Consider the following 26,964-nt stretch of genomic DNA (forward strand, 5'->3'; position numbering starts at 1 on the left):
GTGGTCTTTCTCCGCCGTCTTCCTCAACCAAACTTCACACAACCGTCACACCCTATTAACTATTCCGTTACACAGCTTTATTTTCTTTGTGAAACCTTCAGCAAATGAAAGTTTTCTTCATCAGCCTGATCATTCTTCTCTCGCTATCTTCCGCAACACCCACGGGACCAGTAAGTCGACCCCCAATAAAAGTTAAGCCCGCTCAGAATCTGATCATCATCACGATAGATGGATTTCGCTGGCAGGAGTTATTTGGTGGCGCCGATGAACAACTCGTAGGTAATGAAAAGTATACCCCTGATGCCGAAACAATGAAGACCCTATACTGGTCAGATGAAAAGGAAGAACGACGAAAGCTATTGATGCCTTTCTTCTGGTCGGTGATTGCAAAAAAGGGACAGGTGTATGGCAACAGGGATTTTAATAATAAAGTGAATGTTGCCAATCTGTATGCATTTTCTTATCCGGGATACAATGAGATCTTTACCGGTACTACAGATCTGCTGGTATCATCCAATAAGAAGAGATTGAACAGCAATCCTAATGTACTTGAATACCTGAACAGCAGGGAATCTTTTACGGGTAAAGTTGCGGCCTTTACGTCCTGGGATGTTTTCCCATATATTTTCAATGAACAACGGAGTGGTTTCCCTGTCAATAGCGGATATGAACCTGCTGAAGCATCCTATTTGTCGGAAGGCCAGCAACTGGTAAATAAGGTCCAGGAAGAGGCCATATATCATAAAGGAGGTACACGCTTTGATCAGCTGACATTTCTTTCCGCACGGGAATATCTCGAGGAACACAGACCAAGAGTACTGATGATCGGTCTGGGTGAAGGGGATGAATTTGCTCACGCAGGGCGTTACGATATGTATCTGCAACAGGCAAACAAAGCAGACCGCTTACTCGCGGAGATCTGGCATTGGGTACAAACAACACCAGGGTATAAAGACAATACTTCGATCATTATCACAACGGATCATGGCCGGGGAAAAACGGATTCAAAATGGGCTTCACATCATCTGTTCGTAAAAGGTTCATCACAAACATGGCTGGCGATGATGGGGCCCGGTGTCGAACCGCTTGGAGAGGTTAAAGAAGATCAGCAACTATATCTCAGGGAAGTGGCTGGTGTGATCGCTGGCCTGGTTGGTGAAGAATTTGAACCGGGAATAAAAGTTACTGCGAAACGCTGACCATTGCATCATTGAAGATCCTGCAGAACTGTTCAACGAACTGTTTTGTATAAAGGCCCGCAGGATCGAGCTCAGGGTCGAGAATAGTGATCTCAAGACCAACTGCTTTACCTGATCTCAATAACGGAAGTAATACTGCATCCAGTTCTGCGTACGTGATGCCACCGGTTGTTCTGCTATCCACTGCAGGCATTACGTCATCATCAAGTACGTCAACATCAAGATGGATAAGGAATCCATCCAGCTTTTCTGATTCCACCATGGAAAAGAAATCATTTACACAATCATTTGCCCCTTGCTTTCTGAAGGCGATCAGATCCTGGTAGTGTATGGATGACTCAAGGACTGGCCTTACATAGTCCGTGTCATATTCTCTGTTGCCGATGCACCACACATGCTGCTCGTTGAAATAGGGCTTTAGTCCGCCTATATCTGTTAGCTTTTCATGTCCATGACCTGTAACAATTGCTGTATCCATGCCCGCGGCACCTCCTGTTCCTGATAGTGCTGGCAGCATAAAGTCATGATGACCGTCAAGATAAAACAAACCGTAACGGCCTATACGTTTCAGTGAAACGGCGTTGCCAATGAGAATGCTGCAGTCGCCACCCAGTATCAATGCAAATGAATTGGACTCGATGACTTCCTGCAACAGGTTTGCCTGTTTCTTTGCGTATTCTATGATTGCATCGGCATTCCTGACACCGGATGCTTTGTCCAGAAGCATTGTATATGGGGGTGGTTCCAGCGTGATCGTAGCAGAAGGATTGATCAGTGAATGAAACTGGTGCTGCTTTAGCCATGATGGCAGCTTTCTTACGCCTGGTTCATGACCGGGAGATGGCGCTTTCAGACCAAGGTTGGAAGGGAATTCGAGTATGACGACTGGAGACATATCTGAAGTTAATCATTAAACGTAAAGAGTGTGCTCTTAAAAAGTCTTCAGCAAACCAGCTCCCTGGGGCCAGGGACCATAACCTGATGCCGCATTGATATGTCCGGCATCTCCAACATTCACTAACTCGCTATTCCAGCAGAGGGCAAAGTAAGTAGCCCGCTCAAAGCTTACCCATTCGTCATTCGTACTTGCTACTACGATTGTTTTGAAAGGAAATGGCTGTAACGGAATAGGAGAAAAACCGGTTGCGGGAAATGTATAAGCCGGTGCTTCAAGATCACTCGGTGCAACAAGCAATGCACCTTTGACAGGCTTTTTATAATGCTGATACCAATGCGCAATGGTTGCGCAGCCAAGGCTATGCCCGATCAGCACTACAGAGGCAGGATCTGTACCGTGCAGTGCTTTATCGATGTTGCTGATCCAGTCCTCACATGCGGGAGCATCCCACTCCTGCTGCTGAATACGTACGCAGTCAGGGACAGTTTCCTCCAGATAGGTTTGCCAGTGCGCGGGTCCGGAATTGCCAAGACCGGGCACGATGAAATACCTCGTCATAACTCAGAAAGCAATTTTGCTGAGTGTCAAAAGTACCGTTACGATGCAATAATTAATAAGGCAAATTCCTGCCGTTCTTCCCGCCTGAGCAACCTTAAGGAGAGATACTATTCCTTTTTAGTATCCAGCGTAAAGCCGATGGATGTTCCTACGTCTTCGCGGCTGCGAACGTGGATAGTTTGTCCGTGTGCTTCAATAATGTGTTTGCAGATTGCCAGCCCAAGTCCGCTGCCGGTGACATCGCGGCTGCGCCCTTCATCAGTACGGTAAAACCGTTCGAAGATCCTGGGTAGATGCTTTTCCGGAATGCCTATCCCATCATCCCGGACTTCGACCAGGATATGCGAACCATCGGTATTATACATACTCGCAGTGATCGTACCGTTTTGTTTGCCGTATTTAATGGAGTTTTCGACAAGGTTCACCAGGACCTGACGCACTTTTTCCTTGTCGGCAAAAACCGTGAGAGGGGATTCACATCCTTTCTTGATGCTGCAGCGGATATTTTTTTGTTCCGCCATGATAGAGATGCTTTCAAATGTTTCTTTGACCAGATCCTGGATCACGAAACTTTGTTTGATCAGCTTGAGTTCTCCGCGCTCCAGTCTTGAGATCTCGTCAAGATCATTCAGCAGGTTTGTCAGACGCTCAACATTGGTGGCGGCTTTTTCCAGGAACTTGCGGTTTACCTGCGGATTTTCCAGTGCTCCCTGGAGGAGAGTATCAACATATCCCTGGATGGCAAACACCGGTGTTTTAAATTCATGCGAAAGGTTCTGCAGAAATTCTTTCCGGAATTGTTCATTAGCCCGAAGCAGTTCAACTTCCTGTTTATTTTCAGTAGCCCAGGCTTCGACGTCAGCTCTTACATCATCAATACTTTTTCTGGGAAGAATGTATTTGTAGTAAGTCTCTTCGCGCCTGGTTGCTTTTGTCTGGTAGATAAATTTATAGATCAGCTTGATCTTCCGGTAGATAAATCTTTCAAGAACAAGGTTGATCAGCAAGTAGCCGCCACCCAGTATTACGAGGAAGGAGATCAGTACGGGTTGCCATCTTTTCTCTATAATAAAAACAAGAAGGCTGATGGGAGCCGCCAATCCAAGAGCCGTCAGAAAAGAAAGCTGACGGGGTGAAATGTTTTTGAGTGAGAACATGCGCTGAAGTTACTGATTCCGCCGATCGGTTGCCTTACCGGCCTGATAGTTTTACAGTTCAATGGCTTTACAGTTTTAAAGGGTTGATAGTTCGTTGGAACAAACTGTAAACTTTTAAACTATTGAACTAATAAGCTTTTACAATTCGAATTTATATCCAACCCCTTTCACAGTAGTGACGCAATCAATGCCGAGCTTCTGACGGATCTTACGGATATGTACATCGATGGTACGATCACCTACGATCACATCATTTCCCCAAACCTGGTTCAGGATCTCGTTTCTCAGGAATACGCGACCTGGTTTTTGCGCCAGCAGGTATAACAGTTCGAATTCTTTTTTTGCGAGCACGATATCATTGCCATCCACCTGTACCATAAAACGTTCGGGATCGATCTTGATGTTTTCCATCTCGAGCGTTTTCACCTCAGTTTTATTAAGTCTGCGGAAGAGCGCATTTACACGGCTGATAAAAACTTTCGGGCTGACAGGTTTGGTAAGATAGTCATCTGCACCCGTCTCCAGTCCGCGGATCTGGCTACCGTCATCATTTACTGCGGTCAGGAAAATGATCAGGGTATCTTTGAAAGCTGCCTGGGCTCTTAGGATCTGGCAAACCTCGACGCCAGTTTTCCTGGGCATCATGACGTCCAGGACCACAAGATCTGGCTGGGTGCGACGGGCTTTCTCGATGGCTTCGTCTCCGTCTTTTGCTGTTACTACCTCGTATCCTTCACCGGTCAGATTATATTTCAAAATTTCTAATATATCCGGTTCGTCATCGGCTATCAACACTTTTCGCGCCTTATTTTCCATGCCATTGAAGTTTCCGCAAAGCTAACGCGATTTTACTGGGCGGTAAAACCGGCACTCTTTGTTCATGGAGACTTAATGATAAGTTAATATGGCATGAAGATTTACAAGGAGTTATGAAATACGCGGTCCGTTGTCCGTTCACCGTTGTCCGATTTAAAATCAGGTTGGAGGAGAGGAGGAACGGACAACGGACAACAGTCAACGGACAACGAAAAGCCGCCTGACCACGTCCTAACCTGATGATAAACAGAATCTGGTGAATATCAGGCCGGGTTGTTAACTTTGCAGATCTATCCTTATGACTTCGATTAAGAAATACTTTGTTTTATGCGGCACCTGCCTGGGCCTGTCTTTGGGCCTGGCAGCTCAATTTAATGTCAGCAGCGCAATTACGATCAAGCCCCCAAAGAACAGGGAGCTGTTTCATGATTATATTGATAAAGAGCAAAAAGATCTGTTAGCTGCCGATGGCAAGACTGACAACGCTGTGACGTTCTCCACCAACGAAGAGATCAATCTTTTGCTTGCCAATGCGATCGTACGCGATATTGACGAGTTTCAATACAGTATAGAAGCAGACTCTTTACTGGAACACCGGTTGAAAGTGAACTATCTTACCGGCATGTCGAATATGCTCCGGTATGTTAAGAATAACTGGAGAACAAAAAAGGTCAACCTGCTTCATCTTCCACAGATCATTGATGGATACAAGGAGGGTGTTGTTGCGGATCGCTCAGGCAACAGTATCGAGAACATCATTTACGCCCTCCCTTATGATGCGGGGCAGGCAGTGCTGGCTGCAAATATTTTTTCCGCAAATAAGGGATATACAGCATCAAAGAACCTTCTGATCCTGAAATACTGCACACTTCATCCATCATCAACTTTTATTACGTTAAAAGATAACCCGGATGTCCCGTTTGCAGACAGCCTGATCAAAGTTGTCTCGAAACGATATCCCGGCCAGCTGTATACTTATTCCCAGGCCAGCAATAAATTGGGAGGGATCATTCGTAACATCAATAACGATGACTTCGTTAAAGCCGTTACAAGAATGTCCAGAAGTAAAAGCGGACAGCAGTATTTTCCTTTCCTGGATAATATTGTGAAAGGAAAGATCACATTTGAAGAGCTGGATGCGGCTGAAAAAGATTCTATTCAGTATTATCGTCTGCTGGTAAAAACTCAAATGGATTACATGCAGCGGGCGATCAATAAAGACACGGCGATTGCATTCAAAGAGCTGACAGCTAAACTGGAGAAAAAAGCGAAGGACGTATTTGTTACCACGATCAATGGTTTACATAACGAGAATGATGCGGTCCGTTTCCGTTGCCTTCAGACACTTAGTGCGCAGGAGCTGTTCTACCTCGCTGTGTTGTCAGACGGATTAATATATACTTCAAGCTATACATCCGGCGTATATCCGCTGATGATGAAGAAGATCAACAACCGTGGCGATTCATTATTGCTCAGCCTCAATTTTGATCACTACAGGAAATTTATCAGCCAGGCGGCAGCATACAATACGCTTGGAAACTTTCTGTCAACATTTCCCCGTCATGATGACGCATCTGATCTGATGAAAGCCTTTGTTGGAGGATTGGAGAAGTCGAGCGGGCTTGAAGATGGTGTGGACGTGGCAGACTCTTATGCCAGCATCATCGAAACAAACAAAAAGCTGGCGGGAGACGTGCTTTCGCTTGTACAGGAAAACTATCAGCGTAATCTGGATAACAATAACAAGAAAGGGATCGTAATTTATAATATCCTGAATAAGCTGTTCCTTTCCGCAGATTCATCAAGGAATATCGATCTTACCAAAGAACTTGGCATTCCTCCTGTATATAATGTCCCCTTCTCTTCACTGACAAATGCAAAAGGTGAAGTGATCGCACAGGTGTTTTTCTATGGAGACAAGGATGGACAGGGAATTTTCACGGGATTTCAGAATATGTTTGGCGGTGGTAACTGGAGCATTGACCGCAGCAATCCTCAATGGATCACGATCAAATCTGTAAAGGGTAGCCCGGTTGTCATCTACGCCAATAAACCTCTGCCGGAGGAAACCGGGGAAGATGATAAAGCGCAGCAGGCACTGGATGAATACCTGCAAAAGAACAGCCTTCAGCCAACAGTGACCATTCACCGCGGCCACAGCTATTTTGCGAATTCAACTATTTCGTATATGGCTCCCTCCTCGAGGATCGTTTTTATGGGCTCCTGCGGAGGTTTCCATTTGATCGACTCCATTCTTCACAAATCAGAGGACGCGCATATCATTGCATCCAAGCAGATTGGTAAAACAGCGATCAATAAGCCTTTCTTTCAATTGCTGACTGAAAAGCTGAGGAATGGTAACGGCATCGACTGGATTCCTTTCTGGAAAGAGTTCAAATCCAAAGCGAGTGTGGAAGGATTTGAGGATTACATTCCCCCTTATAAAAACCTTGGAGCGATCTTTATTAAAGCTTACAGGAAATCTATGGGTGAAGAAGAAACCGATGGATAGAGATTTTCAAATATTTGCTACGGCCCCGGATACTACATCCGGGGCCGTAGTGTTTTATGCAATGTCAGACAGCTATGATCTTTCCCATTTATTTGGTATCTTTTTTGGCTACTAAGTAATATGAACCTGAAGACCATCCACACTTTACTTCTTGCCTTTATATCCATAATTACTGTTGCGCAGGGAAAAGCTGCTTCAGACACTGTCGTATGTAAAGTGCCTCTCAACCGTCAGATCTTTCATGACGAAGTCGACGCTGCACAGAAAAGCGCTGCCGGTTCTGCGGAAGTACAATCAGCGGTCGATAATCTTCAATGTGAGATAGAAAGGGATACGCTTATTTCCGGGCAGGATAAAGTCCGTTATTTACGGGGTATTCAAGGGCTCCTCGGGCTATACGTTTCGGATAAAAGAACTTTCAGATCAGCAGATGCCGTACTGAAGGAAAGTATCGCGATCTATTCATCCTCGGTCAGAGCAGATGCAAGAAAACGGACAATAGAGACGTTCATCAATGCCGGATCTTATGAAGCAGGCAGCCTGGTGACACGTGGTGCAAGGATCGCGCTCGAAAAAAACAGCGGCTTTAAAAAAAGCAGTGATCATCTCGTATTGAAATATTGTTCACTCTATCCGGATCAGACATTTCAGACGCTGAAAGCAAACCCGGATGTGCCATTTGCTGACAGTCTGATAAAAGCAGTCGCCCGTACCTATCCTTCTCAATTATATACGTATGCCCAGGCTAATAATAAATTGGGATACCGCATCAGGAATATAGTTACGGACCCTTTTATAAAAACGGTGGTGCAGATGTCCCGGAGCAAAAGCGGGCAGATGTATTTTCCTTTCCTTGATAATGTTGTTAAAGGCAAAACAACACTTGCCGAGCTTGACGCCGCAGAGAAGGATTCTGTTAAATATTTCCGTTTGCTTGTCAACACGAGAATTGATTATGTGCAACGCGCACGGGATAAGGATACAGCGATCGCATACGCTGAGCTGGAAACAAAACTTATCCAAAAGGCAAGTGATGTGTTCGTCACAACGATAAACGGCTTACACGAACGCCCTGATGCCGTAAGGTTCAAAATATTGCAGTCGCTGACACCGCAGGAATTATATTACCTCGCTGTTTCAACAGACGGATTGATATACACTTCGAGCTATACGAACGGGGTATACCCGCTGATGATGAAAAAGATCAACAATCGGGGAGATTCGTTATTGCAGCTGGTAAAATACGATCACTACAGAAAATTCATCAGCCAGGCTGCAGCCTATAATACGCTCCGCAATTTCCTGGGAAGTTATCCTGACGGAGCGGCTGCGGATGAGTTGATGAAAAGATTTGTTACCAGGCTGGAGGAATCAAGCGGACTCGAAGACGGCGTTGATGTTGCCGATTCTTATGCCAGCATAGCGGAGTCTTTGCCGGAAAGGGCTAAGGAAATGCTGAAGAATGTGCAGGCAAACCTGGAAAGAACTGAAGCCTCGGGTGATAGAAGAGGTGTGGCGATCTATACGATACTGGATAAATTATTCCGCTCGGCCGACTCTACAAGTAATATTGACCTTACAAAAGAATTGAATATTCCTCCGGTGTATAAGGTACCGTTTTCCGCGCTGACCAATGACAAAGGAGAAGTGATCGTGCAGGTGTTCTTTTTTGGCGATGAGGATGGGAAAACAGATTTCCGCATATTTCAATCGATGTTCCCTAAAACAAACTGGTCGATCGACCGGAGTAATAAACAATGGATGATAATAAGATCCGTCAAGGAAAAGCCGGTTGTCATCTATGCAAATGTTCCATTTGATGAAGAAACAGGAGAGGATGACAGGGCGCAGTCGGCATTGCGCGATTATTTGCAGGAGAAGAACCTGCTGCCTACTGTTACGATCAACCGGGGGCATAGCTATCATGCAAATACGACGATCGCCTATATGGCGCCAACCTCAAGACTTGTGTTCATGGGTTCCTGTGGCGGCTTTAATCTGATCAATGCGATCCTGAAGAAGTCGGGAGATGCACATATCGTGGCATCGAAACAGATCGGAAAGAGGGATATCAACAAACCTTTTATACAACTATTAACCGAAAAGCTCCGGCTGGGCCAGGATATCGACTGGATCCCTTTCTGGAAGGAGTTCCGGAAGAATGCGAATGTGGATGGGTTTGATGACTATATTCCTCCGCATAAGAACCTGGGCGTGATATTTATTAAAGCGTATAACAGGTCGATGGAAACGGCATCTTCCAACAGATCCTGATTTGATCAGAAGGGCGCATTGCTGCGCCGTCTCGTCGCTTTTCCGCCAGGCTTACTGAATAAAGTACGACAGAACTAGTTTCCTCCCGATTACCTAACTTGCAGGCTCTTTAATCTATTTCACTTGGCTGAGTCGGCTCCAAAAAAATTTGATATTGCAGTTCTCCGTAGGGTTTTCGGTTATGCGGCTCCGTATAAAAGAAAGTTTTACTTATCCATTATTCTGGCAATTTTACTTGCAGTGATCACCCCGGTACGTCCGTGGCTGATACAATATACGGTCGACAACTCGATCGCGAAATCACTGGTCGAAGAGGTGATCTTTATTACGATCATCCAGATCGGTTTGATCCTTGTGGAAACGGCAATGCGTTTCGCGTTTACTTTTATGACATCATTTCTCGGGCAGTCAGTCGTAAAAGACATGCGGATCGCGGTTTATAAAAAGATCCTCAGCCTGAATCTTTCCCAGTTTGATAAAACGCCGATCGGAACACTCACTACACGTTCAATAAACGATATCGAATCAATCAATGAAATATTTGCGGAAGGGCTGGTACCTATCATTGCCGATCTGCTTTCTATTGTATGCGTGCTTGCCTATATGTTTTCCGTGGATGCCCGGCTTACGTTGATCGCGCTGATCCCTTTTCCCATAATCATTATTGCTACATATTACTTTAAAGAGAGTATCAATAAATCGTTCTTCAGGGTAAGAAATGCCGTTACCAATCTGAATGCTTTTGTACAGGAACATTTAACGGGTATGCCGGTGGTGCAGGCCTTTGCTGCGGAGGGGAGAGAGTTCAATAAATTTCAGAAGATCAATAAAGAGCACCGGGATGCGAATATCAAAGCCATTTTTGCATATTCAGTTTTTTTCCCGATAGTTGAGATCGTGCTGGCCCTGTCTATCGGCCTCGTTGTCTGGTGGGCCGCCAAAGATTCGCTGGCCTTGCAGGAAAGCAAACAGGGTGTGGTTATCTCATTCATACTGTGTCTGAACCTGCTGTTCCGGCCTTTACGCGTACTGGCAGATAAGTTCAACGTATTGCAAATGGGAGTGATCGCGAGCGAGCGTGTATTCCGCGTACTGGATAACGATGATATAACAAAGCCGCCGGCCGGTGGATATCAGGCCGCGCCGGAAAAGATCGTTGGCGGTGTTACATTCGATCATGTTTCATTTGCTTATACGGATGACAAATATGTTCTGAAAGATATAAGCTTCGATATCAAGCCCGGAGAAACTGTCGCTATCGTCGGACATACAGGCAGCGGAAAAACAACCATTATCAGTTTGCTGAACCGTTTGTACCAGGTCCAGAAAGGAGAAATACTGATCGATGGAAGGCGTATTGATTCTTACGAACCGGACTTTCTCCGCCGTCATATTGGTGTGGTACTCCAGGATGTATTCCTGTTCTCAGGTTCAGTGCTGGACAATATCACCCTGCGGAATGAAGATATTCCCCGGGAAAAAGTAGAGGAAGCTGCGAAGTTGATCGATATGCATGATTTTATCATGCGTTTGCCGGGAGGGTATGATTATAACGTGATGGAAAGAGGAGCAACGCTTTCGCTGGGACAAAGACAATTACTATCATTTATCAGGGCATTATTATACGACCCCTCCATCCTTGTACTGGATGAAGCCACTTCCTCAGTGGATACAGAAAGCGAATTGCTCATCCAGCATGCGATCGATACACTGATCAAAGGCCGTACGGCCATCGTGATCGCACACAGACTTTCAACCATCCGTAAGGCAGACAAGATCATTGTGCTGGATAAAGGCGAACTGAAAGAGATCGGGTCTCATGATGAGCTGATCTCGAAGGGCGGCTTTTATGCGCAGCTGCATAGTATGCAGTTTGAAAAGCGTCAGACTGTAACAGGCGATGGCCAATGACAGTTGGCCAAGTATCGCATTCCATCTTCCTTCCGGGCATTAACCTTAATTAACATGAGGTTTTGGTTTAATAACTATACCTTTAGTTATATAGTATTATCCACCAAAACTTTGCGTATGAAACATATTATCAGCGCTTTATGCTGCTGCCTGCTTATTTGCATGCATTCCAGTGCACAGTATGAAAAAAAGGTAGATTTCAATTATGTAGTTAGTTATTCGTATGAATTCCAGCCTGATAGTACCGACCCGGGATTCAGGCTAAAAGAAACGATGCTATTGCTGATCGGAAAAGATTTTTCCCAGTTTATTTCGGAGGATCTTTTCCGGGATGATTCTATCCTCGCTGCATTAAGAGAAGAGGCGGAACGCACGCAATCAATGCCAAGGCGGCCACCGCGTCCACAGGGATCTGCTTCTGACCGGCAGCGTGCTAAAATAGCGTATAAGATCTTTAAAGAATTTTCTGTTGGGCAATATACAATGTCCGCCGCTTTCGGTCTTCATCATGCGGAACATGTCAGCCCTATTGATCAGCTGAACTGGCAGTTGGTGCAAGAGGAGAAACAAATTGCCGGATTTACCTGTAAAAAAGCGACCACTTCATTTTCGGGCCGGAAGTATACTGCCTGGTATACGACGGAGATCCCGATCAGTGATGGACCGCACAAATTCACCGGCTTGCCTGGATTGATACTTTCACTGAGTGATACAGCTGGCCATCATATGTTTACGGCTATAAATGTTGAAAAGAAAAGCAAATCAGCGCAGTTGCATAAAAGAAGCGGACCGCTGTTCCATCTATTTGCTACGAAAGAAGAATTTATTGCCTATGGAAAAGAAATGAAAGCTGATCCGGCAAAAATGTATGAGCAACCTTATATGCAGGTGCCGGAGGAGTTGCTGCAGTTACAGGTGGAGAAAATAAAGAAGTCGGTAGCGAAGAATAATAATCCAATCGAGTTGTAAAGTATTGACTTATATGCAGTAGAGAGGCGGTCGCAACGGATTTGAGTGAGCGACCCCGGTTCTGGTTTGCTGAAGTCTGATATCCAATTCGAAAGGAGTAGGAGTATCGCAGAGGATGCGAAGGGCGCGCTAAGGACGCAAAGGACTAACCAGGGTTGGGAATTCTTTGCTTCCTTGGGGTTCTGGCTCTTCACCATACTCCCGCGCCATGCAAGAATGCGGGTAATGTGGAGGCGACAAGATCGCCCTGATTCAAAGGTTTTACCGTTTAGTACCCTGATTTCCAATAAAAAAGCTGTTTTTTGTCCAAAGGATCAGATTGATCTCGCCCAACTTGAAAAAATCCGCAAAATCCGGCAGGATTCGGAACAGAAAAAAACCTCCTGAAACTCCATCATTTTCCTGATTGAGGTTTCTTTTTAAGTTACCGAGACGTATCTTTGCGCCAAATTTCAGGAACTGTATGCGTTTAGGACGTCTCAAATGCTTGCCAGTATTGGCTTTCGGCCTCTTATCCTTGTTTTTTTCATCAACTCTGTTTGCTCAACATGGCGAAGGTCATGAACCGGCTCCAGGTGGTCATGATGTTAAAGAAGAGGCAAAATTCAATCCCGGTAAAGAAATGCTGGATCACGTTGCGGACGCACACGAATTCCACTTCTTCACGTTGAAAGGTGAAAACGGTCATGATACACACGTGACCCTCCCCCTCCCCGTAATACTGTATTCACCGGAGCGTGGCCTGGATGTTTTCATGTCATCCAATTTCCAGCATGGTCATGAGTCTTACAAAGGATATAAACTGGTTGATCATCATATCATTCCTGTGAAAGAGGGTACGATGGAGATTGATGAGAATGTGAAGGTGTATGATTTCTCTCTTACCAAGAATGTTGTGCAGATGTTCCTTGCGCTGATCGTCCTGGTCCTGATTCTCACCAGCGCAGCTAAAAAGTATATCGCAGGCCAGGGACGTACTTCTGCGCCAAAAGGCATGCAGAATGCGGTTGAGTCGGTAGTGATGTTTGTCCGTGATGATATCGCGAAGCCAAACCTGAGCCACAAATACAAAAAATATCTTCCATACCTGTTAACGCTGTTCTTCTTTATCCTGATCAACAACATCTTTGGATTGTTGCCAGGCAGTGCCAACGTAACAGGTAATATTGCTTTTACGGCGGTATTGGGTATTATCTCCCTGATCGCAATTTTGCTCAGTACTAATAAACATTTCTGGGGTCACGTATTCTGGTTCCCGGGTGTGCCAGTGCCGGTGAAGCTGATGATGCTGCCAGTGGAATTGCTTGGCGTATTCTCCAAGCCATTCGCATTGATCGTGCGTCTGTTCGCGAACATGACGGCGGGTCACATCATCATCCTGAGCTTTGTGAGCCTGATCTTCATCTTTACTGAGATGACGAAAGTGGCGGGAATCGCTTTCACTCCGGTATCCGTTGCATTTGCTGTATTCATATATGTGATCGAGATCCTGGTTGCATTTATCCAGGCTTTCATTTTCACCAACCTGACTGCTGTATTCATCGGCCAGGCAATTGGTGATCACCATTATGAAGAAGCGAACCACTAAACGCGAATTGGCGGATCAACTAAGTCTCTATTTGTAATTTATATAAAAACAGAATCATGGATTTAATGAACATTCTGCTCCAGGTGGAGCCAGCGGTTAACAACAGTTTGGCGAACTTCGGTGGTGCAATCGGTGCAGGTTTAGCTGCAATCGGTGCAGGTCTTGGCATTGGCCAGATCGGTAAAGGCGCGACTGATTCAATCGCTCGCCAGCCTGAAGCTGCTAACGACATCCGTGGTGCTATGATCCTGACAGCTGCCTTCGTAGAAGGTGTTGCGCTGTTCGCAGTAATCGCTGGTCTGCTGGCGGTTCTGAAGTAATCATACTTCACCCAAATTAGTGCTGTACCTGAAGCACAGGGCGGAGGGTACAGCTTAATTAACCCCGCTCTCAAATGAGAGCGTATTGAACTGTTAAGCGGGGTGACTTTTTAATTAAATCGACTTTTAATCTTTAACAAATATGAGTTTACTGACTCCCGGCCTTGGTTTCTTTTTCTGGACGCTCATTGCGTTTATCGTAGTGTTCCTGCTATTGAAAAAATTTGCATGGAAACCGATCCTGAAATCACTTAATGAAAGGGAAAAGAATATCGCTGATTCTATCGCATCTGCTGAAAGAGTGAAAGCTGAAATGGCCCAGATGCAAAGTGAGAACGAAGCATTGCTGGCAAAAGCACGTGAAGAAAGAGGACAGTTGCTGAAAGAAGCACGCGAGATGAAGGATAAGATGATCGCGCAGGCGAAAGACGAGGCAAAAGCTGAAGCAAACAAGATCATCCTTGATGCTCAGGCTGCTATCAACGCACAGAAAATGGCAGCAGTGATCGACGTGAAAAACCAGGTTGGTAAACTGGTGATCGAAGTGGCAGAGAAGATCCTTAGAAAAGAGCTCGCTGGCAAAGAAGCACAGGAAGCTCAGATCAAAGGTCTGGTAGATGAAATTAAACTGAATTGATAAAAGATATTCCCAAACAGATATATGCCTAATCCCCGTTTAGCCACGCGTTATGCCAAATCCCTGATCGATCTGTCCATTGAGAGAGGCGAGCTGGAGCAGGTATTTGCAGATATGCAATGGCTGCAGGCCGTAATTAAAAGCAACCGCGATTTCGTGAATCTTCTTCGCAGCCCGATCATCAAGGCTGACGTTAAGAAGAAGATCGTTGAAGCGGTTACAGCAGGAAAGCTCAGCGTGGTCACCAATGGATTCAATACACTGCTGATCACTAAAGGCCGTGAAGGAACTCTTCCTGAGATCGTGAATGCGTTCATCGACCAGTATAAAAAGCACAAGAATATCCAGGTTGTTCAGCTGACCACAGCAGAGCCGGTTAGCGAGGCATTGAAGAATGCTATTGTTGCACAGGTGAAAAAATCTGCGGGATTCGAAAACATCGAGCTGGAAGAGAAGGTAGATCCCTCTTTGATCGGTGGATTCGTATTGCAGGCGGGCGACCAACTGGTTGATGCAAGTGTTGCATACGATCTGAAAGCAATTGCAAAACAATTCGAGAACAACGACTTTATTTACAAAGTACGATAACCAGCCTGCGCTAAAGCTTCGGCTGGCAGAGTAACTCAAAAATTAGATAAACAAAAACATATATGGCAGAGATTAAACCAGATGAAATAAGTGCGATACTGCGTCAGCAGTTGAGCAACTTCAACGCCAGCGCCGACCTGGAAGAAGTAGGCACCGTATTACAGGTGGGCGACGGTATTGCCCGCGTTTATGGACTGGGCAATGTCCGTTATGGTGAGCTGGTAGAATTTGAAAATGGTGTTCGTGCAATTGCATTGAACCTTGAAGAAGATAACGTGGGTGTGGTATTGATGGGTGAAACGGGTAATATCCAGGAAGGTGGTAAAGTTCGCCGTACTGGTCAGATCGCTTCTATCAAAGTTGGTGAAGGCATGGTTGGCCGTGTGGTGAACACACTTGGTGAGCCGATCGATGGTAAAGGCCCCATCTCCGGCGAGCGTTATGAAATGCCGCTGGAAAGAAAAGCTCCGGGCGTAATCTTCCGTGAGCCGGTAAAAGAGCCACTGCAGACTGGTATCAAAGCGATCGACGCGATGATCCCGATCGGCCGTGGACAACGTGAGTTGATCATCGGTGACCGTCAGACTGGTAAAACAGCGATCGCGATCGACACGATCATCAACCAGAAAGAATTCTTTAAAGCAGGTGAGCCTGTTTATTGTATATATGTGGCAATTGGTCAGAAAGCATCCACCATCGCTGGTGTGATGAAGACTTTGCAGGATGCTGGCGCGATGGAATACACTACGATCGTTGCGGCGTCTGCTTCTGATCCTGCTCCACTGCAGTTCTATGCGCCATTTGCTGGTGCTGCAATCGGTGAGTTCTTCCGTGATACCGGACGTCCTGCACTGATCATTTATGATGATCTTTCAAAACAAGCGGTGGCTTACCGTGAGGTTTCCCTCCTGCTGCGTCGTCCTCCAGGTCGTGAAGCGTATCCTGGTGACGTTTTCTATCTCCACAGCCGTCTCCTGGAGCGTGCTGCGAAAGTGATCAATAACGATCAGATCGTTAAGAACATGAACGATCTTCCTGATTCAATCAAGCACCTGGTGAAAGGTGGTGGTTCTCTGACCGCTCTTCCGATCATCGAAACACAGGCTGGTGACGTATCAGCTTATATCCCTACCAACGTGATCTCGATCACTGATGGTCAGATCTTCCTTGAGTCAAACCTGTTCCTCTCTGGTATCCGTCCGGCGATCAACGTAGGTATCTCTGTAAGCCGTGTGGGTGGTAACGCACAGATCAAATCGATGAAGAAAGTTGCAGGTACACTGAAACTCGACCAGGCACTGTATCGTGAGCTGGAAGCGTTCTCTAAATTCGGTGGTGACCTTGATGCGGCTACGAAGAACGTGATCGACAAAGGTGCCCGTAACGTGGAGATCCTGAAACAACCCCAGTACTCTCCATTCTCTGTGGAGAAGCAAGTTGCGATCATCTATCTCGGTACGAACGGTCTGATCAAAGACGTGCCTGTTAAAAGGGTAAAAGAGTTTGAAGAACATTTCCTGCTGGAAATGGAAAACAAACTTCCTGATGTACTCGCTCAGTTCAAAAAAGGAAATCTTCCTGAAGACGGAGTGAAGAAAATGGTGGAACTGGCGAAGAGCCTGATCCCTCAGTACAAATAAGCCGATCTCAAGTTTATCTATCTATAGGCGGTCCCGGATTTCCGGGATCGCTTTTTTATTGCGTCTGGCGTAGGAGGAACGCGGCGAACGAAACGCGGCGAGCCGGGAAATACAATTTATTCCTGGCTCTTTTCGCTGCGTCCGTCGCGTATCGTTGCGTTGCCGCGTTCCTTCTACGCAGATCAAGTCGAAAATATTTCCCCGCCCTTATTTGGTTTATATCATAAACTGGTTTACGTTTGTGTCGCAATCAACTGAAAAATGAAACTCCTGCTTACAACCGCCTTGTCACTCGCTGCAGTAATTAGCTCTCAACTGGCTAATTCTCAGTCTGTTTTGAAAGGAACGGTCACCAACAACAAATCGAAGCCTCTACCCGGCATCAACATTACACTGAAAGACACCTACGACGGAGCAACTACCGATAGCCTCGGCCGCTTCTCCTTTTCGACAACTGAGAAAGGCGAACTGACCCTGGTGGCGAGCTCCACTGGTCTGAAACCTTTTGAACAGGTCTTAAAACTCACCAAAGACTCTTCTTACAATTTCGCCATCCAACTCAAAGAAGAGATCACTGAGCTGAGTGCTGTGGTTGTAACCGCCGGAACATTTGAAGCCAGCGATAAGAAACGCACGGCTGTTCTGACGCCTATTGATGTGGCAACAACTGCCGGCGCAAATGCAGATGTGACAGCCGCATTGAAAACATTGCCCGGAACACAGCAAGTGGGAGAGAGTGAAGGTCTTTTCGTTCGTGGTGGAACAGCTGCGGAAACAAAAACCTTTATTGATGGAACGCTGGTCAACAACTTCTTTTATAGCAGCATTCCCAATATTTCCACGCGAAGCCGTTTTTCTCCGTTCATTTTCAAAGGAACAGTTTTTAGCACGGGCGGATACTCCGCGTTGTATGGTCAGGCGCTGTCTTCCGCTCTTGTCCTTGAAACAATAGATCTGCCTGAACAAAGTGCTGGTAGTCTTGGATTCTCGCCACTTGGGATCAGTGGTGGTCTGCAGAAACTGGCGAAGAATAAGAAGTTCTCCTGGGGATTCAACTATGACTATACCAATTTGTGGGCTGTATTCAAAGTGCTCAAGCAAAGGCAGGATTATATTAAAGAGCCGGAATATCACACTGGCGATGCAAACTTCCGTTTCAAAACATCTGCTACAGGGATGGTGAAATATTACGGTTATTTCAGCCGTAACAAACTTGGATTTCGTGAGAATAGTATTGACTCTACCGGCTACAAGGACCGCTTCGGTTTGAAGAACTTCAATATGTACCATAACCTTTCCTGGAGAGAAGGTTTGGGCAATGGCTGGAAAATGAATCTGGGCGTGTCGTATGCCTACAACCAGGATGATATAGACGGGGGAATGCAGAACAGCAGTAACCAGGATGTGGTCTTGCAAGGTCTTGAGTGGAAAGATTTCGGGTTGCAATCCAAAGGAAAATACTTCAATGCAAAAGCTGTTTTTGAGAAGAGAATTGTCGGCCTCAGCGCAGCAAGATTTGGAGTGGAATACAACAACAGCAATGACAATCCAAATTATACCGACTATACCAACCAGCACTATGATTTCACTATACAGGAGCATTTGAAGTCGGTATTTGCTGAGACTGATATTTATCTGACCAATGCGCTGGCTGCAAAGGTTGGCGGTCGCTTTGAACACTCTGCATTATTTGATCGCTCGAATATTGCACCACGCGCGTCACTGGCTTATAAATTAGGCAAAGAAAGCCAGGCTTCACTTGCGTATGGAATGTTCTATCAAAACCCGGAGACGAGATATCTCCGTTCTGTTGGCAATCTCGATTTTGCAAAAGCAACTCACTACGTTGCCCAGTACCTGAAAACAAATAAGAATATCACTGCGCGCTTCGAAGTGTTCTATAAAAAATATGACAATCTTGTAAAAACGGGTACACAATACAATAACGACCAGGTTGCCGCCAACAACAATGGGTTTGGTGATGCAAAAGGAATTGAAGTTTTCTGGAGAGATAAAAAAACGATCAAGAACCTGGATTACTGGGTTTCCTATTCTTACCTGGATACAAAGCGGGACTTCCTGAATTTTCCAACTGCAATGCAGCCAAGTTTTGCTGCTAAACATACAGGATCATTAGTGATGAAGAAATTCGTGACAGCCTGGAAAACCGGTTTCAATATGACTTATACCTATTCAAGCGGCCGTCCCTACTACAATATTTACAATGATAATGGCATCAACAAGTTTGCCGATCGCGGAGAAACAGATGATTTTCATAACGTGAGCTTTAGTCTGAATTATCTGCCAAAGCTGTTCAGTAAAGGAGCAAACAAATTCACCGTGCTGGTATTGTCAGTAAATAATATCTTCGGTATCAAACAGACTTATGGGTATAAATACTCTTACAATTCCATCAGGAAAGAGGCCATCGTTCCGCCATCCCGTTCGTTTGTATTCATTGGTTTGTTTATGAGCTTTGGCGTAGACAATACAGAAAATGTAATCAACAGTAATCTTTGATCTTAATCTTCATTAACCATAAAAACTCAAAACATGAAACGTATATTTTTATCAGCTGCTCTTGCACTTTCTTTTATTGCGGCGAATGCACAAAGTGACCGTTACAAATCCGCCATGGAGAAATTGATCGCCACATTGGATACAACAAAAACTGTTGATGGCTATACAGAGTTGGGTAATTCATTTCAGCGTGTTGCCGAAGCTGAGAAAACTCAATGGTTGCCCTATTACTATGCCGCACTGGCAAGCGTAAGTGCTGCGAACAATATGTTTGTGACAGGCCAGACAGATAAGATCGATCCGATCGTTGATAAAGCGGCACCACTGATCGCAAAGGCTGAAGAGTTACAAAAAGACAATTCAGAGATCTTCATTCTGAAAAAGATGTATAATACAGCCAAAATGATGGCTGATCCGATGAACAGGTATATGGAATTGTCTCCCGTTGCTGCGGAAGCACTGGCAACCGCTAAAAAGCTGAACCCTGAAAATCCGCGCGTGCCTTTACTGGAAGGCCAGGACCTGTTCTTTACACCCGAGCAATTCGGTGGCGATAAAAATGAAGCAAAAAAGAAATTTGAAGAGGCATTGAAAAAATTTGAAGCCTTCAAGCCGGCTGACAATCTTGCTCCGCATTGGGGAAAAGATCAGGCGACTTACTTTATCTCACAGATCAAGTAATTTGTATTGTTTCCAAGGTATCGCAGTTCCGGAATGTACCCGGAGCTGCGATGTCTATTCTATATACAGCCGAAACCAGTTGTTATGAATGATGATAACTTTTCTGTCCAGGATAGCTTCCGGGTTATTCAGTCGATGATTGATAAAGCGAAAGAAGATTTTGCTGACAATGCTTTCTTTTCTCTGCTATGGGGATGGCTGGTCTTCTTTGCAGCCCTGGGGCAGTATATTTTGCGGGAGATCATTCATTATCCTCATCATTATCTGGTGTGGCTACTCATGATCCCGGGGGGTATTATCAGTATAATTTATGGATATAAGTTTGGCAGGAGAACGAAAGTAAAGACGTATATGAACGAGGCCATGAGTTTTTTCGGAATCGCATGTGGTGTCTCCTTCAGTATCCTGTCGCTTGTATTTTCCTATAGCAATGCGTGGCATTTTGCATTTCCTGTTTATCTTGCGCTTTATGGACTTTGCTCCTTTGTAAGCGGAGCCATCCTGCGATTACAGCTTTTGAGATGGGCCGCCGTTATTTGCTGGGCGATAGCGATAATATCGATCTATGTAGGTTATGATGTTCAGCTATTGTTAATGGCTGCCTCTGCTGTAACAGCGTTTATTGTTCCCGGCTATGTTATGCGTGCAAAAAAAAGAAAGCAATTGGCTTAACTATGGAAGATAAAAAAATATCTGAACAGGAAAGTCTGCTACTGATCCAGGAGATGATCGGTAAGGCAAAAAGTCATTTTCATGAAAGTGGAGGCAGTTCTATTCTTTGGGGCTCGGTGATCGGCACTTGCGGCCTCGTTAGTTATTTTCAGGAAGAGTTCCGGTTTTCGATTGGATTCGATATCTGGATATTGACACTTGTGGCCATTCTACCCGGCATCTGGATAAATATACGGGCGTCGAAAAGGAGAAGCGTAAAAACCTACGCACAGTCGGCAACTGATGTAGTATGGAATGTTTTCGGTATCAGCATTGTATGCCTTGTTTTATACGGCAATATTGTTCCTTCGGCCAGCCAACATTTATTTTCTTCCGATAATATTGAATTGTTGCAACGCAACACACTTACTGGTGAGATCAAAAATTACCGTCCATCCGCGCTTAGCCTCAGTTCTATTTTCCTGATCATCTATGCGTTTCCAACACTTGCAACGGGTTGGATCACTGGTTTCAAACCGATGACGATCGGTTCTATAATATGCTATGCTTTTTTCGTGATGTCTCTCTTTACTCCTTTTAAATATGATATGTTATTAAGCGGGTTTGCGGGTATTGGCAACTGGCTTATTCCGGGTTTGATTCTGAACAGCAGGTACCGGAAAGTAAAATCGGCTCATGTTTAAAGATCTTGACCCCATATTGCATTCTCAATTACGGCTTGCTGTAGTATCACTTCTCATTGGTGTGAAGGAGGCTGAATTCACGTTCCTGAAAGAGAAAACAAATTCTACAGCGGGTAACCTCAGCGTGCAGATACAGAAACTCAAAGATGCCGGTTATATAGATGTAGTAAAGCAATTCAAGAATAACTATCCTCAGACCATCTGCAAGATCACGCCGCAGGGGATCTCGGCTTTTGAGGAATACGTAAAAAATCTGCAAGCCTATCTCGGACAAAGCAAGTAAGGCATAATTTTTCTCAATCTTCCTTTCCTCCTTCTATCTCTTGGCTAAAATAAATGCAGCCCTTTAGACAAAGGGCCGCTTCTATTGGAAACTCTAAGTGTATACTAAAGAAAAATTAAATCAGGTTAAAATCTTCGTGGTTGTTTTACAGGCACCAGCACTAAAGCGGGTGTATGTTCTTTCGGAGCCAGAAGACGGTCTATTGCTTTTCTTAATTTCTTCGCCAGCTCTTTTCTTTTGTTGATCTTTTCTACTGACATGGACGAGGTTTTAGGTTGTGTACGGATGTGTGACCTTCTTATCTGGATACAACAGTTGAATAAGTGGTGCTACCTTTCTTATCGATGATCTTAACACGGTAAGAACTATTGGCAGCAACATTTGAATCGCGGAACGCGTACTCAGCTGTGCCTTTATCTTCAGTAGTGAAAATGATGGCAACAGTTTTGAACGAAGAACCATTGATACTTCTTTCAAGTTCAAGCTGGTCGGCCACCTCATTATTATTGACCGACCAGGTCAGTTGAGTCCGCTTATCCGTAGATGTACATTGCAGTGCTTCAACAGAAGCTTTAGGAGCTGTGGCAGACGTGGTGGAGTCTCTGCTTGTAAAAGGGTTAACGCCAGGATATGCCATTGCAATGGTGGCGTTCAGTAAAAGGGCGATAATAAAGCCGTAAAAGTTCGTTTTCATTTCCTTGGGTTTGATTATTTCTCAACAGGCCCACAGGAATATCGGATAAGCGAATCAAAAAACGGATTAGGGTGGTGGAAGTCCCTGAACCAACTCTATTCGTGTTTTTACGTAGTAGAATGTGGTTTTCCGTAACCGGAAACAAACGTAGTAACTCGCTCTAGCATTTGCAAGCAATTACGCTAATATTTTTCTGACTTGAATAAGCACAAATGGTCGCGAATAAGCACGAATAGATTATGATTGAATACTTTACATCAGAAAATAAGGCATAAAAAAAGCCCCGAAAATGCTCCCGGGGCTAGTAAATTTCCTATTCAGTTTCAGGGTTGCTCAACCCAATAGTTCAATATTCGCGGCCATTCGCGCACTACTCGCGTATGTCTTCGTCTTCCATTCTCGCAAACACTTCCGGATTGATCTTCTTCAAAGGATTGCTTCTGTTAAGATCATAATCTGCGCGTTGTTGAATGATGTCTATGCATTCATAAATTGCGGTCAGGAATGATGATGCATCTGCTTTATCTTTTCCTGCAATGTCAAAAGCTACGCCATGATCGGGAGATGTTCTCACCACGGGAAGTCCGGCGGTATAGTTAACACCATCGCCTGAAGCAAGTGCTTTGAAAGGAATGAGTCCCTGATCATGGTACATTGCCAGGACAGCATCAAACTTATCGTAATGTTTTCTTGCGAAGAACGCGTCAGCGCTGAAAGGACCAACTACAAGCATATTGCTGTTCTTTGCTTCTTTGATCGCTGGTTTGATGATGGTTTCTTCTTCATTGCCGATCAGTCCTTCATCGCCCGCATGTGGATTTAATCCGAGTACGGCAATGCGTGGCTTGTCAATGCCGAAGTCACGCTGCAGACTTTTATGTACGATGTGAAGCTTACTTACGATATTTTCTTTCGTGATATACTTCGCAATATCTTTTACAGGAACATGCTCGGTGACCAGTGCCACGCGAAAGCTGCCGGCGCACATCATCATCACTACATCCTTTGCTTCAAAAAAACTTTTCAGGTAAGGAGTATGACCAGGAAAATTGAAGTCGGGCGACTGGATATTTTTCTTATGGATAGGAGCGGTCACCAGGCCATCGATCTGCTGCTGTTTCAATGCAGCAACAGCGGTTTGCAGAGACAGGACCGCATACTTGCCGGCGGCATCTTCCAGTTGACCGGGATTGACAGCTACTTCTTCTTCCCAGCAATTAAATACATTCACCTGCTTGTTATTAAGGCGGTTATATTCTTTCGTGCTCTGATAGTTGAAATTTATTTCGGTAATTGACTTGCGGTAAAAGTTCACCACCTTATTGGACGCAAAGATCACCGGGGTGCAAAGTTCAAGCAAACGGCTATCTGAGAAAGTCTTAATGATAAGCTCTAACCCGATCCCGTTCAGGTCACCACAAGAAATACCAATTACGGGCTTTTGGGGAGTATTAGACATTGTTTTACAGATTTGTAGGTAAAGTTAGGGAAAGTTCTGTATCGTTGTCCGTTGACCGTTCACCGTTGCCCGAAATCACCGATGCGGGGTCTGCTACTTTGCCCCGTACCAGGTCGCAGATCAATAAGCCATAGTGTTTCTACCTGAGGCAAATTCACGAAAACTACTCATCACTTTATAGACCGAACTTTCTATTTTTCAGGTCAAATCCGCTATCGATGAAAAAGCCTCCACTCTTCCTGTTGCTGGGACTGCTGTTCTGTATTCCCTCCCTGGGGCAGGTTGTATCCAGCCGGATGAAAGAGGTATTCTTAAAAACAGATCTTGTTAATGCCGCGGACAATTTTCAGGATCCCTGGGAGGTGACTTACGGGCCTGATGATTCGCTTTGGGTTACGGAAGCCAAAGGATATAAGGTAAATAAAGTACACCCTGTCAACGGCGGGTGGCGCACTATACTTGACCTGAGTAATGGCAGCAGTTTCAGTCCGGGTTCTTATCGTCGCACATTTGGATCGGGGCAAAATCCGTGGCCGCAGGGTGGAATGATGGGCCTTGCAATACATCCTGATTTCATGACGGACCCTGCGAAGCGGTTTGTATATATCGCGTATGTAAGAAATTATGTCGGACATAATCAGACATATAACAGCGAGTCTGTACAGGGGCATCTGTTTATTACGTGGGTGGTCCGCTTTACATTCAATCCTCTTTCGGGGATGCTGGGCTCTCCGGAGAAGATCTGTGACACCATTCGGGGTAGTAATGATCATAACTCAGGTCGTTTGATCATCAAGCCCGAAGGCGGCACCAACTATCTCTATTATGCCGTTGGTGATATGGGAGCTGGTCAGTTTGATAATATCAGTCGTACCATCAAATCACAGGTAGCGGCTTCTTATGAAGGGAAGATCCTTCGTTTTAATCTTGAAGAAGATGGTGATCCAGTGCAGGAACCGACTACCATGAATTATGATCGTTGGATCCCGAATGATAATCCATATAATGTTTCCCTTGGTGTTCAAAGTGCTGTCTGGAGTAAAGGCATGCGGAATAACCAGGGCTTTGCTTATGATACGATCAATGGGATACCTCGCTTTTTTGGCACATCCCATGGTCCTTTCAGCGATGATGAAGTGAACCTGCTTGAGCCGGGAAAGAATTATGGTCATCCATTGGTCATCGGATACAAGGATGATGGTAATTATAACAATGCAAAAGCGGGTCCGTCGGGAAGCTCTCTTCCGCTGATCGTCAGTGAAGCGGTCAATGCGGCAACGATCGGTACAAGTTATATGGATCCCATTTATTCAAACTATCCCGCAGTTGCGGGCAACAATTCCACTCCCTGGTCGATCCAGTATATTTATAATAATCGCCTTTATTGGGATGGCTCTAACAATCTGCAGGCACAAAATGCGAACCAGTACTGGCACTCCGAGGGATATTCAGGATTGGGTGTATATACAAAGAGTTTTATTCCCGGCTGGAAGAATTCATTGTTAATAGAATCCCTGAAATGGGGAAGAGTGTTGAGGTTGAAACTGAGCAACGATGGCGCGGCAACTGTGCCGGTCGATGGGGCGGACACGATTGGATATTTCGGTAGCAGAAACAGGTTCCGGGACGTTGCAATAGATCCGGGAGGTCGTTCAATATATGTTGTGATGGATCGCTCTTCAAGCAGTTCGGGGCCCAGTGCAAACAATCCGATCGTTCCTGCCTGTGCAGGATGTGTTCAGAAATATACATTTCTTGGTTATCTGAATGATGCATCAAATAAAAGCTCCATACCCGAGGCGATCGATATTACCAGTGCTGCCCCTGGAGCATGTGTAAGCGGAAGCTCGGTCAGGATTAGCAGCGCAAATCAAAATTCAAACTTATGGGTTCCGTTCACAGGTCCGGATGGTAATGTGATGGCAGAAGTGTATGCCAATGGAAATAACCTGGGTATAGTGCGATCATCTTTTTATATTCATAGTGGAGCTATCCGGATGGCAGGCGGGAAAAAGTATCTGCATCGCAGTATCACTATCACTCCGGAGAATCAGCCCGAGGCGGGGCAGCCTGTGAGGATACGTTTGTATATATCGAAAGCTGAGTTTGACGAACTCGATGCGGATGGCGCAAGCGGAGTCAGCAGTTTGACGGATCTTCGGATCCTGAAGAATGCTGATGACTGCGGCCCTTCTATTCTATCCACTACCGCTATCCTTACTCCAACCCATTGGGAAGCCCATGGTTCAGATGGATACGTTCTGCAGTATAATGGTCTTACAGGATTTTCATCGTTTTATTTTGGTGCTGCCGGAATTGTGCTGCCAGCTCATTTGCTTTCATTCAAGGCGACACTGACCGATAATGGTGCGGGTTTGCTGCAATGGGAAACGGGTGAAAAGATAAACAATACCTCTTTTATTGTAGAAAGAAGCCCAGATGGCAAGAGCTTTACAGCCGTTGGAAAAGTGTCTGCAGATGAAGTTTCCGGTAATAGCTATTCTTTTACGGATCATGATCTTCAGACCGTCAGTGCAAGAGTTGTCTATTACAGGCTGAAGGTAAGTAGCAGCAATAAAGAAACCGCATCTTATTCAAACACCGTTGCGCTTTCCCTGCTGTCATCTGCGAATGACGTGCGTGTTTCTCCCAACCCTGCAACAAGCGTAACCAACCTCACTATTAATGCAAAGCAATCGGGAAATGCCCAGTGGAAACTGCATGACAATACAGGACGTATACTGAAGCAGGGAGTGTTGAAATTGTTCAAAGGGAATAACAATGCTTCAATCAATCTCCATGATCTGCCTGCGGGATTGTATTATCTAACAGTAAATGGACCGGGTATTGAGTCCAGATTAAAAGTTCAACGGCTGTAGCCAAAGCAAAACGGTCTTCCTTTGGC

Annotated in this window: 23 protein-coding genes; 16 read left to right on the forward strand and 7 right to left on the reverse strand. The window is 45.2% G+C overall.

What is annotated here, in order from left to right:
* The first annotated feature begins 104 nt into the window (after nucleotides 1–104).
* Nucleotides 105–1,199 carry an alkaline phosphatase family protein gene (locus tag LZZ85_RS09475; RefSeq protein ID WP_237870994.1) on the forward strand — a complete coding sequence of 365 codons (1,095 nt, stop codon included), beginning with the start codon at nucleotides 105–107 and terminating at the stop codon, nucleotides 1,197–1,199.
* Here the strand turns inward: LZZ85_RS09475 and LZZ85_RS09480 are convergent.
* From LZZ85_RS09480 to LZZ85_RS09495, 4 genes are all read right to left on the reverse strand, one after another.
* Nucleotides 1,183–2,094 (reverse strand): arginase family protein, encoded by a 912-nt coding sequence (locus LZZ85_RS09480; protein ID WP_237870996.1) that lies wholly within the window; start codon nucleotides 2,092–2,094, stop codon nucleotides 1,183–1,185. The genes LZZ85_RS09475 and LZZ85_RS09480 overlap by 17 nt on opposite strands.
* Before the next feature lie 36 nt (nucleotides 2,095–2,130).
* Nucleotides 2,131–2,655, reverse strand: coding sequence for an RBBP9/YdeN family alpha/beta hydrolase (locus tag LZZ85_RS09485; RefSeq protein WP_237870998.1), 525 nt, complete (start codon nucleotides 2,653–2,655; stop codon nucleotides 2,131–2,133).
* 107 nt (nucleotides 2,656–2,762) lie between these two features.
* A complete protein-coding gene (locus LZZ85_RS09490; RefSeq protein ID WP_237871000.1) occupies nucleotides 2,763–3,812 on the reverse strand; it encodes a sensor histidine kinase in 1,050 nt (349 codons plus the stop codon).
* Nucleotides 3,813–3,950: 138 nt separating this feature from the next.
* On the reverse strand, nucleotides 3,951–4,628 hold the full coding sequence (locus tag LZZ85_RS09495) for a response regulator transcription factor (protein WP_255724040.1): 678 nt from the start codon (nucleotides 4,626–4,628) through the stop codon (nucleotides 3,951–3,953).
* 298 nt (nucleotides 4,629–4,926) lie between these two features.
* Between LZZ85_RS09495 and LZZ85_RS09500 the strand changes: the two genes are divergently transcribed.
* From LZZ85_RS09500 to LZZ85_RS09565, 14 genes are all read left to right on the forward strand, one after another.
* Nucleotides 4,927–7,140 (forward strand): hypothetical protein, encoded by a 2,214-nt coding sequence (locus tag LZZ85_RS09500; protein ID WP_237871003.1) that lies wholly within the window; start codon nucleotides 4,927–4,929, stop codon nucleotides 7,138–7,140.
* A 120-nt stretch (nucleotides 7,141–7,260) separates the two neighbouring features.
* Nucleotides 7,261–9,414, forward strand: a complete 2,154-nt coding sequence (locus LZZ85_RS09505; protein WP_237871005.1) for a hypothetical protein — start codon at nucleotides 7,261–7,263, stop codon at nucleotides 9,412–9,414.
* Between the two features lie 123 nt (nucleotides 9,415–9,537).
* Nucleotides 9,538–11,325, forward strand: coding sequence for an ABC transporter ATP-binding protein (locus tag LZZ85_RS09510; RefSeq protein WP_237871007.1), 1,788 nt, complete (start codon nucleotides 9,538–9,540; stop codon nucleotides 11,323–11,325).
* A 117-nt stretch (nucleotides 11,326–11,442) separates the two neighbouring features.
* Nucleotides 11,443–12,294, forward strand: coding sequence for a GLPGLI family protein (locus tag LZZ85_RS09515; RefSeq protein WP_237871009.1), 852 nt, complete (start codon nucleotides 11,443–11,445; stop codon nucleotides 12,292–12,294).
* Nucleotides 12,295–12,811: 517 nt separating this feature from the next.
* Entirely contained in the window at nucleotides 12,812–13,882 is a 1,071-nt protein-coding gene (gene atpB, locus LZZ85_RS09520; protein WP_237871011.1) for a F0F1 ATP synthase subunit A, read from the forward strand.
* 56 nt (nucleotides 13,883–13,938) lie between these two features.
* Nucleotides 13,939–14,202, forward strand: coding sequence for an ATP synthase F0 subunit C (gene atpE / locus LZZ85_RS09525; protein WP_237871013.1), 264 nt, complete (start codon nucleotides 13,939–13,941; stop codon nucleotides 14,200–14,202).
* 142 nt (nucleotides 14,203–14,344) lie between these two features.
* Entirely contained in the window at nucleotides 14,345–14,839 is a 495-nt protein-coding gene (gene atpF / locus LZZ85_RS09530; RefSeq protein WP_237871015.1) for a F0F1 ATP synthase subunit B, read from the forward strand.
* Nucleotides 14,840–14,863: 24 nt separating this feature from the next.
* Nucleotides 14,864–15,427 carry an ATP synthase F1 subunit delta gene (gene atpH / locus LZZ85_RS09535; RefSeq protein WP_237871017.1) on the forward strand — a complete coding sequence of 188 codons (564 nt, stop codon included), beginning with the start codon at nucleotides 14,864–14,866 and terminating at the stop codon, nucleotides 15,425–15,427.
* 62 nt (nucleotides 15,428–15,489) lie between these two features.
* A complete protein-coding gene (atpA, locus tag LZZ85_RS09540; RefSeq protein WP_237871019.1) occupies nucleotides 15,490–17,067 on the forward strand; it encodes a F0F1 ATP synthase subunit alpha in 1,578 nt (525 codons plus the stop codon).
* A 261-nt stretch (nucleotides 17,068–17,328) separates the two neighbouring features.
* The gene (locus LZZ85_RS09545) at nucleotides 17,329–19,587 is read left to right on the forward strand and encodes a TonB-dependent receptor (RefSeq protein ID WP_237871021.1); all 2,259 of its coding nucleotides are present in this window, start codon (nucleotides 17,329–17,331) and stop codon (nucleotides 19,585–19,587) included.
* 33 nt (nucleotides 19,588–19,620) lie between these two features.
* The gene (locus LZZ85_RS09550) at nucleotides 19,621–20,268 is read left to right on the forward strand and encodes a hypothetical protein (RefSeq protein ID WP_237871023.1); all 648 of its coding nucleotides are present in this window, start codon (nucleotides 19,621–19,623) and stop codon (nucleotides 20,266–20,268) included.
* Nucleotides 20,269–20,352: 84 nt separating this feature from the next.
* A complete protein-coding gene (locus tag LZZ85_RS09555; RefSeq protein WP_237871025.1) occupies nucleotides 20,353–20,940 on the forward strand; it encodes a hypothetical protein in 588 nt (195 codons plus the stop codon).
* Between the two features lie 2 nt (nucleotides 20,941–20,942).
* A complete protein-coding gene (locus LZZ85_RS09560) occupies nucleotides 20,943–21,623 on the forward strand; it encodes a hypothetical protein (protein WP_237871028.1) in 681 nt (226 codons plus the stop codon).
* On the forward strand, nucleotides 21,616–21,906 hold the full coding sequence (locus tag LZZ85_RS09565) for a winged helix-turn-helix domain-containing protein (protein WP_237871030.1): 291 nt from the start codon (nucleotides 21,616–21,618) through the stop codon (nucleotides 21,904–21,906). The genes LZZ85_RS09560 and LZZ85_RS09565 overlap by 8 nt, the downstream gene beginning before the upstream one ends.
* A 125-nt stretch (nucleotides 21,907–22,031) precedes the next feature.
* Here the strand turns inward: LZZ85_RS09565 and LZZ85_RS28415 are convergent, their stop codons facing one another.
* The 3 genes from LZZ85_RS28415 to pdxA all read right to left on the reverse strand — a co-directional run bounded on the left by LZZ85_RS28415 (nucleotide 22,032) and on the right by pdxA (nucleotide 24,059).
* A complete protein-coding gene (locus LZZ85_RS28415) occupies nucleotides 22,032–22,166 on the reverse strand; it encodes a hypothetical protein (protein ID WP_255724042.1) in 135 nt (44 codons plus the stop codon).
* A 38-nt stretch (nucleotides 22,167–22,204) separates the two neighbouring features.
* Nucleotides 22,205–22,600 carry a hypothetical protein gene (locus tag LZZ85_RS09570; protein ID WP_237871032.1) on the reverse strand — a complete coding sequence of 132 codons (396 nt, stop codon included), beginning with the start codon at nucleotides 22,598–22,600 and terminating at the stop codon, nucleotides 22,205–22,207.
* A 370-nt stretch (nucleotides 22,601–22,970) separates the two neighbouring features.
* Nucleotides 22,971–24,059: a 4-hydroxythreonine-4-phosphate dehydrogenase PdxA gene (gene pdxA, locus LZZ85_RS09575; RefSeq protein ID WP_237871034.1), complete on the reverse strand. Its 1,089-nt coding sequence runs from the start codon at nucleotides 24,057–24,059 to the stop codon at nucleotides 22,971–22,973.
* A 218-nt stretch (nucleotides 24,060–24,277) separates the two neighbouring features.
* Here pdxA and LZZ85_RS09580 point away from each other — a divergent pair, with 218 nt between their 5' ends.
* Nucleotides 24,278–26,938, forward strand: a complete 2,661-nt coding sequence (locus LZZ85_RS09580) for a PQQ-dependent sugar dehydrogenase (protein ID WP_237871036.1) — start codon at nucleotides 24,278–24,280, stop codon at nucleotides 26,936–26,938.
* Nucleotides 26,939–26,964 lie beyond the last annotated feature (26 nt).

Source organism: Terrimonas ginsenosidimutans, assembly GCF_022012415.1.
Lineage (GTDB): Bacteria > Bacteroidota > Bacteroidia > Chitinophagales > Chitinophagaceae > Terrimonas_A > Terrimonas_A ginsenosidimutans.

What these genes read in the sequence shown, in the direction of transcription:
- LZZ85_RS09515 (WP_237871009.1), top strand. Translation starts at nt 11,443, where the DNA reads ATGAAACATATTATCAGCGCTTTATGCTGCTGCCTGCTTATTTGCATG.
- LZZ85_RS09580 (WP_237871036.1), top strand. Translation starts at nt 24,278, where the DNA reads ATGAAAAAGCCTCCACTCTTCCTGTTGCTGGGACTGCTGTTCTGTATT.
- LZZ85_RS09560 (WP_237871028.1), top strand. Translation starts at nt 20,943, where the DNA reads ATGGAAGATAAAAAAATATCTGAACAGGAAAGTCTGCTACTGATCCAG.
- LZZ85_RS09485 (WP_237870998.1), bottom strand. Translation starts at nt 2,655, where the DNA reads ATGACGAGGTATTTCATCGTGCCCGGTCTTGGCAATTCCGGACCCGCG.
- LZZ85_RS09550 (WP_237871023.1), top strand. Translation starts at nt 19,621, where the DNA reads ATGAAACGTATATTTTTATCAGCTGCTCTTGCACTTTCTTTTATTGCG.
- atpE (WP_237871013.1), top strand. Translation starts at nt 13,939, where the DNA reads ATGGATTTAATGAACATTCTGCTCCAGGTGGAGCCAGCGGTTAACAAC.
- LZZ85_RS09570 (WP_237871032.1), bottom strand. Translation starts at nt 22,600, where the DNA reads ATGAAAACGAACTTTTACGGCTTTATTATCGCCCTTTTACTGAACGCC.
- atpF (WP_237871015.1), top strand. Translation starts at nt 14,345, where the DNA reads ATGAGTTTACTGACTCCCGGCCTTGGTTTCTTTTTCTGGACGCTCATT.
- LZZ85_RS09490 (WP_237871000.1), bottom strand. Translation starts at nt 3,812, where the DNA reads ATGTTCTCACTCAAAAACATTTCACCCCGTCAGCTTTCTTTTCTGACG.
- pdxA (WP_237871034.1), bottom strand. Translation starts at nt 24,059, where the DNA reads ATGTCTAATACTCCCCAAAAGCCCGTAATTGGTATTTCTTGTGGTGAC.
- LZZ85_RS09565 (WP_237871030.1), top strand. Translation starts at nt 21,616, where the DNA reads ATGTTTAAAGATCTTGACCCCATATTGCATTCTCAATTACGGCTTGCT.
- LZZ85_RS09500 (WP_237871003.1), top strand. Translation starts at nt 4,927, where the DNA reads ATGACTTCGATTAAGAAATACTTTGTTTTATGCGGCACCTGCCTGGGC.
- LZZ85_RS09480 (WP_237870996.1), bottom strand. Translation starts at nt 2,094, where the DNA reads ATGTCTCCAGTCGTCATACTCGAATTCCCTTCCAACCTTGGTCTGAAA.
- atpH (WP_237871017.1), top strand. Translation starts at nt 14,864, where the DNA reads ATGCCTAATCCCCGTTTAGCCACGCGTTATGCCAAATCCCTGATCGAT.
- LZZ85_RS09505 (WP_237871005.1), top strand. Translation starts at nt 7,261, where the DNA reads ATGAACCTGAAGACCATCCACACTTTACTTCTTGCCTTTATATCCATA.
- atpA (WP_237871019.1), top strand. Translation starts at nt 15,490, where the DNA reads ATGGCAGAGATTAAACCAGATGAAATAAGTGCGATACTGCGTCAGCAG.
- LZZ85_RS09495 (WP_255724040.1), bottom strand. Translation starts at nt 4,628, where the DNA reads ATGGAAAATAAGGCGCGAAAAGTGTTGATAGCCGATGACGAACCGGAT.
- LZZ85_RS09555 (WP_237871025.1), top strand. Translation starts at nt 20,353, where the DNA reads ATGAATGATGATAACTTTTCTGTCCAGGATAGCTTCCGGGTTATTCAG.
- LZZ85_RS09545 (WP_237871021.1), top strand. Translation starts at nt 17,329, where the DNA reads ATGAAACTCCTGCTTACAACCGCCTTGTCACTCGCTGCAGTAATTAGC.
- LZZ85_RS09475 (WP_237870994.1), top strand. Translation starts at nt 105, where the DNA reads ATGAAAGTTTTCTTCATCAGCCTGATCATTCTTCTCTCGCTATCTTCC.
- LZZ85_RS28415 (WP_255724042.1), bottom strand. Translation starts at nt 22,166, where the DNA reads ATGTCAGTAGAAAAGATCAACAAAAGAAAAGAGCTGGCGAAGAAATTA.